This is a genomic window from Sphingomonas phyllosphaerae 5.2, assembly GCF_000419605.1.
Lineage (GTDB): Bacteria > Pseudomonadota > Alphaproteobacteria > Sphingomonadales > Sphingomonadaceae > Sphingomonas > Sphingomonas phyllosphaerae_B.
On sequence record NZ_ATTI01000001.1, the window covers coordinates 1,962,435 to 1,975,423 of the forward strand.

The window sequence follows — 12,989 nt, forward strand, 5'->3', positions numbered from 1 at the left end:
TGGCGTCATGCCCGACGAGGAAGAGTGTCCGAGTGGTTTAAGGAACCGGTCTTGAAAACCGGCGAGCGGGCAACCGTTCCGTGGGTTCGAATCCCACCTCTTCCGCCAACCCGCCGTGCCGGCCCGCGTGGAGGGCGGCGATCCGCCGCCCTCGCCTGCGCTTACCAGTTCACGCCGACCCGCGCGTAGACGTAACGGCCGTTGAAGCCGAACGGCGAGTAATAGGGGAAGCCGAGCACGCCCGTCGAGTTGTTCGCCGGGATCGTGCGGTCGGGGTACACGTCGAACAGGTTGCTGACCCCCAGACCGATCTGCGCGCCCTTCGCCGCCGCGTAGCGAAGTTCGAGATCGGTGATCGCGTGACGGCCGGTGAAGACGTCCGCGGCGGGGGTGGTGCCCGGCTGGTTGACGTTGCCGTAATAGGTCACGCGCGCGAGCGCGCCGAGCTTGTCGAGCGACCAGTCGATCGTGCCGGTCACCTTCTCCTGCGGCGTGCCATCCTCCAGCGTGAGGATACGGCTGCGCGCGAACAGCGTCGGTGCGGGGTTCAGCGTCGCGGTGCTGGTCGGCACGCGCGTGACCTTCACGTCGTTGATGTTGCCGGCCACCGTCAGGTCGAAGGCGCCCGCCGCCGCGGTGCGCAGCCGATAGTGCGCGACGACGTCGATCCCCTTGGTCGTCGATGCCAGTCCGTTGACGAAAAAGCGTGCCGCCGAGACATTGAACGGAGTCAGCAACCCGGCGACCTGCGGGCTGAACGACGCGCCGATGTTTTCGGAGAGCCCGATCTGGTCGCGGATGTGGATGCGGTACGCGTCGACGGTCAGGTCGAACCCGCCCGCGCGGATCACCGTGCCGACCGACAGGTTGGTGGACTTCTCCGGTTCGAGCGGACGCCCGCCGAGTGCGCGGCCGATGTCGCTGGTCGAGGGCACGGTACCGGTAAGCACCGGCACGCCGTTGGTGACGACCGAGGCGACCTGCGTGAAATATTGCTGCTGGAGCGACGGCGCGCGGAAGCCGGTGGAAGCAGTGCCGCGCAGCGCGATCCAGTCGGCGAAATCGTAGCGTGCGGAAACCTTGCCGGTCGCCGTGGTGCCGAAGTCCGAATAATCCTCGGCGCGCCCGGCGATCCCGAACAGCAGCTTGTCGGTGACCTGTGCCTCCAGGTCGAGGTAGATGCTGCCGTTGCGGCGGCTTCGCTCCGTCGCGTTGCGCGGCGCGAAGCCGCCGAACCCTTGCGCGCCGGGAGGGACCAGCGCCAGCGCGGTGCCGGCGGGGATGCCGGTGACGGTGCCGGCGGGCGGGTTGTCGTAGGATGCCTGCTCGCCCGCGGTGATCTTGTAGCCCTCGCGCCGGCCCTCGATCCCGAAGGCGACGTTCAGGGACTGGAACACGTCGAACTTGCGGGTGACGTCGAGCCCGGCGACATATTGATCGTAGGAAAGCGCACCGTCGTAGAAGTTGCGCGGCGTCGCGGCGCCATAAGCGTAGTTGGCGGAATCGAGCGTGCGGAAGTCGATCGTGTTGCGGCCATAGCTGAGCGACAGATCGATATCGAAGCCGGCCAGATCACCGCGGATGCCGACCGCCGAATTGATGTCCTTCGACTTGGTATTGATGATCGGCAGGAACCCGTCCGCCAGGCCGGCGCGGGTGAGCGCCGGCAACGCCGCAGCGGTCGGGATGCGCGGGAAGGCAGCGCCGCGGCTGTCGCGATCCTGATAGCCGCCGAACGCATAGATGCTGAGATTGTCGGTCAGCGACGTGCCGGCGTTGACGAAGCCGGTATATTGCTCAACCGCCGGATCGCCGTAGCGGCCGGTGACGCGCCGCGGCGAGACGCGCGTATCCACGTCGGCGCGGTTGGTCGGCTGGCGATTGGTATATTCGCCCGAGACCGTCAGATAGCCGTCGTCGCCGAAGCCGAGGCCCTGCCAGACGGACGCGGTTACCGCATTCTCGCCGGTCACGTGGCGGCGGTCGTTGGCGGTCTGCACGTCGGTGTCGTAGAAGCCGTAGGTCACTTGCGCGCCGCCGCCGGCCCGTGCCTGGCGCAGCCGCAGGTTGACGACGCCCGCGATCGCATCCGACCCATATTGCGCCGACGCGCCGTCGCGCAACACCTCGATCCGATCGAGCGCGACCGTCGGGATCGTGTTGAGATCGACCGCCGCCGAGCCGCGTCCGACCGTGCCGTTGGTGTTGAGCAGCGCCGACGTATGCCCGCGGATGCCATTGACCAGCACCAGCGTCTGGTCGGGCGAGAGACCGCGCAGCGTCGCGGGGCGGATCGCGTCGGTGCCATCGTTGGCGGCTGGACGCGGGAAGTCGATCGACGGTGCGATCGACGACAGCGCGGTAGCGAGTTCGGTCGTACCCTGCCGCTGGAGGCTGGCGCCGCTGAGCACATCGACCGGCGACGCGCTGTCCAAGCGGCTGCGGCCCTCTACGCGGGTACCGGTGACGATGATGTCGGCACCCTCGTCCGCTGGCGTGGCGGCACCGGCGACGGGCGCGCCCTGCCCTTCCTCGGCCTGGGTCGGTGCGGGCTGTGCGGCGGGAGACGCCTGTCCGGCGGCCGTCGCGATCGCGGCGGCGGTGAGCAGAAGCTCGGTGACGATCATTGTAACTATTCCCCGGCGGTTTGTCGTACCCGGCCGCACCTGGCGGCGCGGGTTTATGGCGCCGTTTTAGACAGTGTCGCTGTCGCGCACCGGCTAGAAAAACTTCACGCCACAGCGGTTTGCGCTTGCTGCGATGCAGCAGTCGCGTGCCATTCGCCTGGCCTGGAAGAGGTAGTCGGGCCTTGAGCCCGCGACGGGTTGGGTGGCCAGCCCAAGCCGTGTCGTCCTTCAACGATAGGCGCGGCCGGACTGGATCAGACGCTGCCGCGCGGTGTTGCCCGGGACCGCGATGTGCGTGGCCGGATCATATTCCTTGCCGATGCCGGGCGCGCCGTCCGGCACCCAGATTTCGACGACCGTGTTCGTATAGCCGCTCGGCAGATACCGGATCCAATAGCCGTCCGGGTGGTGGCTCCAGCGGCCGTTCGGCACCTCGACGCTGCCGGCGCCGAGCGGCGCCATCCCGGCGAGCACGGCGACCTGCTCAAGCTCGGCATAGCTGGTGCCCGGGGTGCCGAGCATCCGCCGCAGATCGGCTTCGGCCTGAAGGACCGAGCGCACCTCGCGCGGAAGATTGTCGGCGATCGGGCCTGCCGACAGCATATCGACGACGCTGCGGTTGAGTCCGGCGAGTTGCTTGGGCGTCATCAACTGCGCGGCGGCGACCCGCTGTTCGTTCGACAGGTTCTCGATCCTGGCGCGCGCCAGGATCGCCCAGAGCAACGCCTGGATCGTGTGCTGATCGATTTCCGGGTGCCGTACCGAGTTCTGAACGATCGTGATAACCGCATCGCGCGCGGCGCCTAGTGGCGGGGCATAGAGATAGCCGTCGCCGCCACCGGGGCCGTGGGTGCCCGCGTGGAGGCAATAGCTCTGGTCGTGGAAGCCGAAATAGCCGGCTTGCAGGAGGAACCCACCGTTCGGCGTCCGCTGCAATTGGGCGAGGTCGCGCCTGGGCGTGGGCGGCGTGAAGCCGTCCTGGCCGGGATCGGCCCAACGCGCGTCGGCGATGCTGGTGGAGATCGGCTCCTTACGGAAGCTCGGCAAGGTGACGCCGGCCCGCTTGACCAGCCCGCCGACCAGCCCGCCAAACTGCGCATCCGCGGTGCCTGCGCTGGCCACAAGCGCCGCCGAAGCCATTGCCATCGCTACCCATTTGCGCATCGTCATGCCGATCCCCCGATTGTTTACGGGCGGGTCGTAACGCTGTCGCATCGATGTGGGAAGTGATGATATCGGGCTGTCGAAGGCGTCGGTGGGGTGGCATTGCCGACCGTCAGTCGGGCGACGCGGTGCCGATCCGATAGGGCCCGCTGCGCGTCGCGAGCGGCTTGCCTTTCCAGCTCAACCGTATGATGCCTTCGTCGCGCAGGCGATCGACTGCGGCATGCACCACTGGCATCGCCGCGCGCCAGTTCGCGCCCGGCGCCAACGCCCGGGCAACTTCGCTGGGGCAGATCGTGGCCTCGCGCGCGCGTCGTGCAAGCAACATGAGTGTCATGGCGCGCGCGTCCGCGGTCACGGCCTGGAGCGGCGTGAACGTGTCGAACCACCAGACGTCATCGGGTCCGGCCGCGGCGGCGGTTTCCAGCCGGCAGGTGGGGTCACCTGCTGTTGGCTGGTGCCAAGCCCCATCGCGCCGGGTTGCTGGCGTTTGAGCCCGGCGAACTCGGCGCGTCCGGCTTCCTCGGCAGTGGCGCCGCCGCGGATCATGCCGATCATGTCGCGCAGGCGCCGGGCCTCCTCGAAATCCAGCGCGCTCGCGGCGGCTTCCATCTTCTCGCGCAGGCTTTCGATCGACTCGGTCATGATGCGTCAACGCACGATCAGCACTTCGGGAGGCGTCGCGCCGGGTCCGGCCCGCCGCTTTTCAGAAATGCGCGTTGAGCGAGGCGCGGATCGTTCTCGGTGCACCGGGATAGATCCAGAGCGAATTATACGAACTCTGCGCATAGCGTTCGTCCAAGAGGTTATCGACCTCGGCCCGGAACGTCAGCGCCGCGAGCAGCGGGATCTCCGCGGCGGCCTTCACCTTCACATAGGCGGGCAGGATGAGCCCGCTGGCATCGGTCGCGCCGGAGCGCCGGCCGACATAGGCGACGCCACCGCTGAGCAGCCAGTCTCCACCGGCGCCGGCATCGAAGCGGTGCACGACGAACGCGGTCCCGGAATGATCAGGCACGTTGAGCGCGAGCGGCGTGGCGAACGTGCGGTCGTCGTTGCGCGCCCTCGTCCAGGCGTAGTTGACGACCGCCTGCCAGCGGCGCGCCAGCCGCAGCGAGGCGTCGAACTCGATTCCGCGACTGGTCAGCGAGCCGACCGGGGCAAGGAAGTTGACGTCTCCGGGATCGGTGGTGAGCACGTTGCGCTTGCGGATGTCGAACCAGGTGAGCCCGACATCGACGCCGCGCCACCGCCCCGCCGCTCCGATCTCGTAGCCTTGCCCCTGTTCGGGCGCGAAGGCGACGCCCCCTGCCCCGCTGCCTGAATTGAGCTGGAAGGATTCACCCCAATTCGCATGAACCGCGACAGCGTCGCTCACCGCATAGCGCGCGCCGAGCCGAAACTTGACGGGCCGTCCCGTGGCGACGGTGGTCGCCTCGACCAGGTTGCGCGTAAGTTGCTGGCGATAGGCGTCGAAACGAACCCCGCCGACCACCTCCAGGCGCTCGTTCAACGCCCAGCTGTCCTGCGCGTAGATCGACAGGGCACGGCGTGTCTCGCGTTGGTCGAGATTGGGGAGCAGCGGCAAGGCCTGCGCGATGCCATAAACGGGCGCGAGCACGTCGATCGCATAGGGGTTCGCCGCGGTCGGGTTCCGGCGGTTGAGCAGCTCGAGATAGTCGAGCGTATAACCCTTGATGCCGATGCTGGGGCGATGGGTGCCGAGTGCCTGGACCTCGCCGCGCAGTTCGAGGCGCGCCGAAAGGTCTTCCACCTCATAGCCGCGCTCGCGGCGCTGCCGCCACAGCGTGCGCCCGTCGACGAGCCGCGACTGGTCGGCCGAGAAGCCGCGCAAGGTGCCGGAGCGATAGGCGACACCGCCGACGAGCGACCAGATCCCGCCGAGCGTCGCCTCCCCCGTGAGTTGGTGCAGCGTGTCGCGCGCGCGCGTCGCACCGTTCGAGGGCTCGCCGAGATAGCGTGACCCCGGGAGCGCGAGCGGATCGCCGGCGATCGCCGCAACCCCGCGGTCGAACGGCGCATCATAGGCGATGTGCTGCGCGAGGTAGGTGACCTGCACCGCATCGGACGGGCGAAAGGTGAGCGAGGGCGAGAAGACGCGGCGCTTGAGCGTCACGAAGTCGCGATAGCCGTCACTGTCCTCAGCCGCGACCACGACCCGTGCGGCGACGCGATCGGTGAGTGGCCCGGTGGCGTCGAGTTCGATGCGGCGCGTGTCGAACGAGCCATAGAGCAGCGACGCCGAGGCCTGAGCGTCGAAGCGCGGCGTCTTGCTGACCATGTTGACGCGCCCCGCGGGATCGATGTCGCCGAACACGGCGCCGGCCGGGCCTTTCAGTATCTCGATCCGCTCGATGGTGGCGGGGTCACGCGCGGGCGCGCTGCCGCGGTTGGCGACGAAGCCGTCGACGTAATATTCGCCGCCGCCGTCGGCGGTGCTCAGGAAACCGCGGATCGCGAAATTGTCCGCGAAGCCGCCGCGGTTGTTCTGCTGGCTGCTCCCGCTCACCAGGTCGAGCGCGTCGCTGAGGCGATAGGTGCCGGCGGCGCGCAGGATATCCTGCTCCAGCGAGCGGCTGGATTGCGACATGACGTCGGTGGCGCGATCCGACGAACGCGTCGCATCGCGCGTCGTGCGCGTGCCGAGCACGACGATATCGCTACGCCCCGCAGGCTCTTCCGCCTCCTGCGCCGCGGCGGGCGGGACGATGATGCCGAGCGCTCCCACAAGACAGAGGGACACCTTGCCCACCGGCAACCTCAACGCAGCGCGCAACGACGAAAGCGACAACATACTTCCTTACGATCAGACGTGATGATATGTTGTCACCTACCGTCGCGAGACCAGTACCGCAAGCTGCTGAACGCGGTAGCACAAATACGATGCGCGACCGTACAGACTGCGCCGCAGCCGGCCGCCGCCCGCCGACGAACGAGGACGCGGCGATGCTTCGGGCACGTCGCGCGCGGGCTCGGCGGCGGCCGATCCGCGCGCCGAAATCGCTGCGTTGCGGCCAGGCGACGGTCTCGCATCGGCCGTTTCGCAGCGGAGCGACGTCGTCGTGCGTTAGAGATTCAGGAGAAGGAGAGGTCGGATGAACTCTATCGACAAGCAAAAGCGTCTGCACTTCGACGTCGTGAACGTCGGACTGCGTGCACAGGCGACCGCCGTCGGGCTGGTACGCCTGTGCGTCGAATTGCGGGACGCCGGCGTGCTGCACGAGACGGCGCTCACCCGGATCAAGGATGCGATCGCCGACGAGGTGTCGGTCGCCGGACCGCGGCGCAATGCGCAAGAATATCGGCTTGAGGTGCGGGAGCGGCTCGATCAACTCTTCGCGGGCGAGAAGAAGGTCGGATCGGCGGAGGCGCTTTCGTTCGGCGACAAGCCCGAGCCATAAGCTACGGCGTCATTTGACCTCATGCGGTGCGGGGGTCATCTAAGGCGGATGACCATGCTCGTCTCCCGCCGCAACACCCTGGCCGGCGCCGTTGCGCTCGCCGCCACGCCTGCTGCACGCGCAGCGGCACCCGCCAGTGACGCGAAGGCGCTGCTGGACAGCATTGCGTGGCGACTACTCCCGCTCATCCCCGAGCGTGCGACCACGCTGGGTGTGGATGACGGCGTACATGCCGGGTTGCGGCGAACGCTGGAGGACCGCTCGCCGGCGGGCATCGCAGGGCGGCAGCGCTTTCTTGCCGAGGCGCTCGCGGAACTCAGGCGGCTTCCCCGCGGCGGGCTCGACGCCTCGACAGCAACCAGCGTCGCCGTGGTGGAGACCGCCTTCCAGACTGCGCTCGATGGCATGGCACTCCCATACGGCGTCGCGACGATCGGCGACTGGCGCAACACGCCCTATGCGGTCGTTCAGAACGTCGGGTCGTGGCTCGACGTGCCGCAATTGCTCGACGGCGACCAGCCGGTCCGCGACGTGGCCGACGCCGAAGCCTATCTCGCCCGCCTCGCCGCGATGCCGGCGCAGCTCGATGGCGAGACGGTCCGCGTCCGGCAGGCGCGCGAACAGGGGCTCGTCCCGCCATCCTTCCTGCTCGACAAGACCATCGCCGGGATGACACGCACGCTGGCGGAGGCCGCCAGCCAGGATGGCCCGCTGCTCGGTCCGCTCGCGCGGAAGGCGACCGCGGTTCCTGGCGACTGGACCGCACGTGCGGCCGGCATCGTCCGGTCGGCAATCGTCCCGGCGCTGACGCGACAGCTCGCCGAACTGCGCGCCGGACGCGCCGTGGCGACCCAGGCCGCCGGCCTCGGTACGCGTCCGCGCGGAGCGGAATGGTATGCGTGGGGACTGCGGGCGGGCACCACGACGCGCCGCAGCGCCGCCGACCTGCACGCCATGGGTCGCGCGCGGCTTGCCGACCTGCAGGCGCAGATGGACACGATCCTCCGCAAGGAAGGGCTGACGCAAGGCAGCGTCGCGGAACGCACGATCGCCTACCAGCGTCGCACGGGCATCGGCTTCCCGGACGGGGACGAAGGCCGGCGGCAGATCGTCGCCTATATGCAGGGCCGCATCGATGCGATCCGGCCGCGGCTGCCGCAGGCGTTCCGGCGCCTTGCGCGCGGCAATCTCGAGATCCGGCGAATGCCACTGGCGCAGGAGCCGGGGGCGCCGGCCGCATATGGCGGTCCGGGCACGATCGACGGGCGCGTGCCGGGCAAGGTGTGGGTCAACCTCGGCGATCCCTCGATCCACAATCGCGTGACGATCCCCGATCTGGTCTACCACGAGGGTATACCCGGTCACGTGTGGCAGGGCGAATATGCGCAGCAACTGCCGCTGATCCGCTCGATCCTGGCGTTCAATGCCTATTCCGAGGGATGGGCGCTGTACGCGGAGCAGCTGGCCGACGAGCTCGGCATGTACGAGGGCGATGCCGCAGGGCGGCTGGGCTATCTGATGGGGCTGGCATGGCGCGCGGTGCGGCTGATCGTCGACACCGGCATCCACGCGATCGGCTGGTCGCGTGACAAGGCGCTCGCGGAATTCGTCGCCGCCACCGGCCTGCCGCGCAGCAACGCCGAGAGCGAGGTCGATCGCTATTGCGCATGGCCCGGCCAGGCGTGCGGCTACGAGGTCGGCCGTGCCGAGATCGTAGCACAGCGACGCCGGGCGCAGGCGGCGCTGGGCGCACGCTACGACCTGCGCGATTTCGATCAGGCGGTGGTCGACGGCGGAAACGTGCCGTTGAACGTGCTGGCGGAGAAGGTGTCGCGGTACATCGACGGCAGCCATGGAGGGGCTGTCATCCCGGCGTCGTAAAAGCATCGCCGAATCGAAACGGACCGCTCCTAAGCGAGCCCCGGCACAACGACACATAACGTCCGCCGGGGAAATACATCAGATGTTTAGCCGTAACCGCCTGTTTCGGGCGACGATGACGCTCATGCTTTCGACTGCCGGCGCCGCCGTGGCGCAGGCGCAAACGACCGTCGCTCCGCCGGCCACCGATGCTGCGACGTCGCCCGGCGACGAGGGCGAGGAGGTGGTCGTCAACGGCACCTACGCGCGCAGCCTGGCGGCGGGGATCGAGACCAAGCGCCGGGCGAGCTACGGCGTCGATTCGATCAGTTCGACGGACATCGGCAAGTTCCCGACCCAGAACGTCGCCGAGGCGTTGCAGCTCGTGCCCGGCGTGGCGATCACCCGGCCGCGCGGCGAAGGACTATATGTCAGCGTGCGTGGTTTGGGGCCGCAGTTCCAGAGCACGCTGATGAACGGCCGCACCGTCGCGCTCAACGACCTGATCGAGAATGGTGGCGCCGCCGGCCGGCAGTTCCGCTTCGAGATGCTGCCCGCGGAGTTCACCTCCAGCATCGACGTGGTCAAGACGCCGACCGCCGACATGACCGAAGGCGCGCTGGGCGGCAATATCGACGTCAAGACGTTTCACCCGCTTGAAGTGGGCAACAAGACGACGGTCAACCTGCGAGGGACCTACACGTCGCAGACGAAGGACGTGCGCCCGAACGTCACCGTGCTGACCAGCTCGAAGAACGCCGATGACACGTTCGGCATCCTCGCCGGTGCGCAATATTGGGGCAAGACGGTCCGCAACGATCGCTTCATGAACTTCGGCTGGTTGCTCGATCGCTATACCGCCGCGGACAAGGGCGGTGTTCCGACAGGCCTCTACTCGCCGACCCGCACGCGTCCGACGGTCGAGACCGAGGATCGCAAGCGCGTTTCCGGCATCGTCTCGGCACAATGGCAGCCGACGCCGGACCTCCTGACCACACTCGACGTCGTCGCGACGCGGCTCGACGTCGCCTACGACGAGTTCGGGCTCGACATCTATCCCGACGACGGTGGCGTGAACGGCGGTCCGGCGGCGCAGATCCAGCCGGGCTATACCGTCACCGGTGACACGATCACGCGTGCGACGATCAACAACGTCCGCTTCATGGCGTCGCGCGAATACAGCCTCAACCGCCATGACCTGCTCACCGTCGGGTTGAAGCAGACGTGGGATCCGGATCGCTGGCATCTCGCCGCCAACGTCAACTGGTCGGCCGCGCACAGTTATCACCCCGATTACCAGACCGGGACGGTACGTAGCCGCGCCTATTTCGTGGCGCCGCTTACGTATGACGCGCGTGGCGGCTACAAGACGCTGCCGACGCTGACCACGCCGGTCGACGCCTCCAATCCGGCGAATTACAAGCTGTTCCAGTTCAACATCGCGCCCAAGGACAGCAAGGACTGGGACTTCTACTCGCGCCTCGACCTCGGCTACGACGTGGGCGGCTTCCTGTCGAAGCTGGCGGCAGGCGGCGAATACCACTGGCGCAAGCGCGACTATTTCCGCCGCGACTTCATCGTCAATCCCGCCGCCACTGCGACGCTGACCGGACTGGGAGCAGGCGCGTACCAGCAGCTGCCATACGACGACTTTCTTGCGGGGGTGGACGGTGACGTGTTCCGCAACTGGCTGGTGCCGACAACGCCCGCCTATGTCGGCAATTTCTTCACGCCCGCGGTTGCCGCAGCGCCGCTGACTGCCGCCGACCTGCGTTCGTCGTTCATCGTTTCGGAGAAGATCGCCGGCGGCTACGTTCGCGCCGATTACCGGTTCGATGCCGGCACCGTTGCGGTCAACGGCAATATCGGCGTGCGTTACGTCCATACCGATCAGGTGGCGAGCGGCACGCTGACCACCGGCAACGCCGCGACCCCGGTCAGCTATCCCAAGACGTTCGACAATGTCCTGCCCAGCTTCAACCTGCGCGCCGACCTGACGCCGAAGCTGGTCGGCCGGCTCGCGGCCAGCCGCGTGCTGACCCGCCCGAATGTCACCGATACCGCGCCGCGGATCACGGTCTCGACCGATGCGCCGACCGCCGGCGGCGGCAATCCGCAGCTGGTGCCGTTCCTCGCCACCCAGTTCGACGGGTCGCTCGAATGGTATTTCGCGCCGTCCGGCATGTTGTCGGGCGCCCTCTTCTACAAGGCGATGGACGATTACATCACGCAGTCGAATACCGAGATCAACATCCCCGGCCGCGGAATCGTGCGGCTGTCCAGCTCCGTCAACGGCGGCAATGCCAAGGTGTATGGCGCCGAGGCGGCCTACAGCCAGGTCTTCACCTTCCTGCCGGCGCCGTTCGACGGCTTCGGAGTGCAGGGTAGCTACACCCATACGGAGGTGCAGGCGGATTACACCGCCGGCTCGCGCGAGATCAGGGACCAACTGATCGGGCTGTCTAAGAACAGCTTCAATCTGGTCGGCTTCTACGACAAGGGCCCGCTGTCGGCGCGTTTGTCATACGTCTGGCGCGACAAATACCTGTCCGGCACTGGCAGCACGGTGCAGGCCCCGACCTATGTCGCGGCGTTCGGCTCGCTCGACGGGCAGCTCTCGGTGCGCGCCACCGACAATCTGACGCTCAGCCTTGAAGGCATCAACATCGCGGGCGCGCGCCAGAACACATATAACGACAACGACATCCGCTTCGGCGAGATCAACTATTACGGCCGGACGATCCTGTTCGGCGTCCGGGCGGAGTTCTGATGCACGCGGTCATGATCCTGCTGGCGGCATTGGGGGTCGGCGCTGCCGCGCTCCCCTCGCCCCCCGCCCCATTGCGGATGAACGACATCCAGGTGCTCGGCTCGCACAATAGCTTCAAGTCGCGCATCCCGACGGCTGTCATGGCCGAGTTGCGGCGCCGCGATGCCCGCCTCGCCGAGGCGCTCGACTATTATCACCTGCCGCTTCGCGCGCAGCTGGATCGCGGTGTCCGGCAATTGGAGATCGACATCTTCGCCGACCCGGAGGGCGGCCGCTATGCCGATCCCAGGGGCGAACGACTGGCCAAGGCGGCCGGCGAGTCCACCGGCTTCGATGCCGCGGCGATGCGGAAGCCGGGTTACAAGGTGTTCCATATCCCCGACGTCGACTACCTCTCCGGCTGCGTCACCCTGTTGCGCTGCCTGGGCGAGGTGAACGAGTGGTCGCGCGCTCATCCCGGTCACCTCCCGATCATGGTGACGATCAACGCCGCCGACACACCGGGCAGCCGCGAGGTGACGGCGCCACTGCCGCTCGACGACGCGAAGCTGCTCGACGCGCTCGACGCCGAGATCCGGCGCGCAATCCCCGGCCGGCGGCTCATCACCCCGGACGAGGTTCGCGGCGCGGCACCGACGCTGGCGGCCGCGCTGCGGACGCGCGGCTGGCCGTCGCTCGATGCGGCACGCGGCCGCGTCTACGTCCTGCTCGATGTACGACGCGTCGTTTCCGAGGCTTATCGCGCCGGGCACCCCGGATTGCGCGGACGCGCGATGTTCGGATGGTATGACGATGCCGACCCTGATGCGGCGGTACAGATCGTCCAGGACCCGCTCGTGGACGCGGCCCGCATCCGCGGACTTGTCACCGCCGGCGTGATCGTCCGCACGCGCACCGACGCCAATACCGTCGAGGCACGCGCGCACGATCTGACCAAGGCGCAGGCGGCATTCGCGAGTGGCGCGCAGGCGGTCAGCACCGACTATTACCCCGCTGCGCCCGATCCACTGGGGCTGCATTACGCGATCACGCTGCCAGGTGGCGTCAGCGCGCGGTGCAACCCGCTCCGCGTCAGGGGGGCGTGCGCCGTAAAACCCTGATGCCCGACGTGATATACGACCGGCGCGCGTCGCGCCGGTCGTGCAA

9 protein-coding genes and 1 tRNA gene are annotated in these 12,989 nt (G+C 67.9%); 5 read left to right on the forward strand and 5 right to left on the reverse strand.

Annotated features, from left to right (window positions below; genetic code table 11):
• Positions 1 to 18 precede the first annotated feature (18 nt).
• Positions 19 to 108 (forward strand) — tRNA-Ser (locus SPHPHY_RS0109150).
• Between the two features lie 53 nt (positions 109 to 161).
• Here the strand turns inward: SPHPHY_RS0109150 and SPHPHY_RS0109155 are convergent.
• The 5 genes from SPHPHY_RS0109155 to SPHPHY_RS0109175 form a co-directional block, all read right to left on the reverse strand.
• Entirely contained in the window at positions 162 to 2,627 is a 2,466-nt protein-coding gene (locus tag SPHPHY_RS0109155) for a TonB-dependent receptor plug domain-containing protein (protein ID WP_022686384.1), read from the reverse strand.
• 228 nt (positions 2,628 to 2,855) lie between these two features.
• A complete protein-coding gene (locus tag SPHPHY_RS0109160) occupies positions 2,856 to 3,797 on the reverse strand; it encodes a hypothetical protein (RefSeq protein WP_156025076.1) in 942 nt (313 codons plus the stop codon).
• A gap of 106 nt (positions 3,798 to 3,903) precedes the next feature.
• Entirely contained in the window at positions 3,904 to 4,149 is a 246-nt protein-coding gene (locus SPHPHY_RS0109165; protein ID WP_022686386.1) for a DUF3253 domain-containing protein, read from the reverse strand.
• The gene (locus tag SPHPHY_RS0109170; protein WP_022686387.1) at positions 4,146 to 4,436 is read right to left on the reverse strand and encodes a UvrB/UvrC motif-containing protein; all 291 of its coding nucleotides are present in this window, start codon (positions 4,434 to 4,436) and stop codon (positions 4,146 to 4,148) included. The genes SPHPHY_RS0109165 and SPHPHY_RS0109170 overlap by 4 nt, the downstream gene beginning before the upstream one ends.
• A 61-nt stretch (positions 4,437 to 4,497) precedes the next feature.
• Positions 4,498 to 6,555 (reverse strand): TonB-dependent siderophore receptor, encoded by a 2,058-nt coding sequence (locus tag SPHPHY_RS0109175; protein WP_231370393.1) that lies wholly within the window; start codon positions 6,553 to 6,555, stop codon positions 4,498 to 4,500.
• A 352-nt stretch (positions 6,556 to 6,907) separates the two neighbouring features.
• Here SPHPHY_RS0109175 and SPHPHY_RS0109180 point away from each other — a divergent pair, with 352 nt between their 5' ends.
• The 4 genes from SPHPHY_RS0109180 to SPHPHY_RS0109195 all read left to right on the forward strand — a co-directional run bounded on the left by SPHPHY_RS0109180 (position 6,908) and on the right by SPHPHY_RS0109195 (position 12,943).
• Complete coding sequence (locus SPHPHY_RS0109180; protein WP_022686389.1) at positions 6,908 to 7,213, forward strand: hypothetical protein; 306 nt, start codon at positions 6,908 to 6,910, stop codon at positions 7,211 to 7,213.
• 48 nt (positions 7,214 to 7,261) lie between these two features.
• Positions 7,262 to 9,094: a DUF885 domain-containing protein gene (locus SPHPHY_RS0109185; protein WP_022686390.1), complete on the forward strand. Its 1,833-nt coding sequence runs from the start codon at positions 7,262 to 7,264 to the stop codon at positions 9,092 to 9,094.
• A gap of 115 nt (positions 9,095 to 9,209) precedes the next feature.
• Positions 9,210 to 11,843: a TonB-dependent receptor gene (locus SPHPHY_RS0109190; RefSeq protein ID WP_022686391.1), complete on the forward strand. Its 2,634-nt coding sequence runs from the start codon at positions 9,210 to 9,212 to the stop codon at positions 11,841 to 11,843.
• Positions 11,843 to 12,943: a Ca2+-dependent phosphoinositide-specific phospholipase C gene (locus tag SPHPHY_RS0109195; RefSeq protein ID WP_022686392.1), complete on the forward strand. Its 1,101-nt coding sequence runs from the start codon at positions 11,843 to 11,845 to the stop codon at positions 12,941 to 12,943. Before SPHPHY_RS0109190 ends, SPHPHY_RS0109195 begins: the two co-directional genes overlap by 1 nt.
• The last annotated feature ends 46 nt before the right edge of the window (positions 12,944 to 12,989 follow it).

Coding starts and splice junctions, on each gene's coding strand:
- SPHPHY_RS0109155 (WP_022686384.1), bottom strand. CDS start 2,627: ATGATCGTCACCGAGCTTCTGCTCACCGCCGCCGCGATCGCGACGGCC.
- SPHPHY_RS0109160 (WP_156025076.1), bottom strand. CDS start 3,797: ATGACGATGCGCAAATGGGTAGCGATGGCAATGGCTTCGGCGGCGCTT.
- SPHPHY_RS0109170 (WP_022686387.1), bottom strand. CDS start 4,436: ATGACCGAGTCGATCGAAAGCCTGCGCGAGAAGATGGAAGCCGCCGCG.
- SPHPHY_RS0109180 (WP_022686389.1), top strand. CDS start 6,908: ATGAACTCTATCGACAAGCAAAAGCGTCTGCACTTCGACGTCGTGAAC.
- SPHPHY_RS0109185 (WP_022686390.1), top strand. CDS start 7,262: ATGACCATGCTCGTCTCCCGCCGCAACACCCTGGCCGGCGCCGTTGCG.
- SPHPHY_RS0109190 (WP_022686391.1), top strand. CDS start 9,210: ATGACGCTCATGCTTTCGACTGCCGGCGCCGCCGTGGCGCAGGCGCAA.
- SPHPHY_RS0109195 (WP_022686392.1), top strand. CDS start 11,843: ATGCACGCGGTCATGATCCTGCTGGCGGCATTGGGGGTCGGCGCTGCC.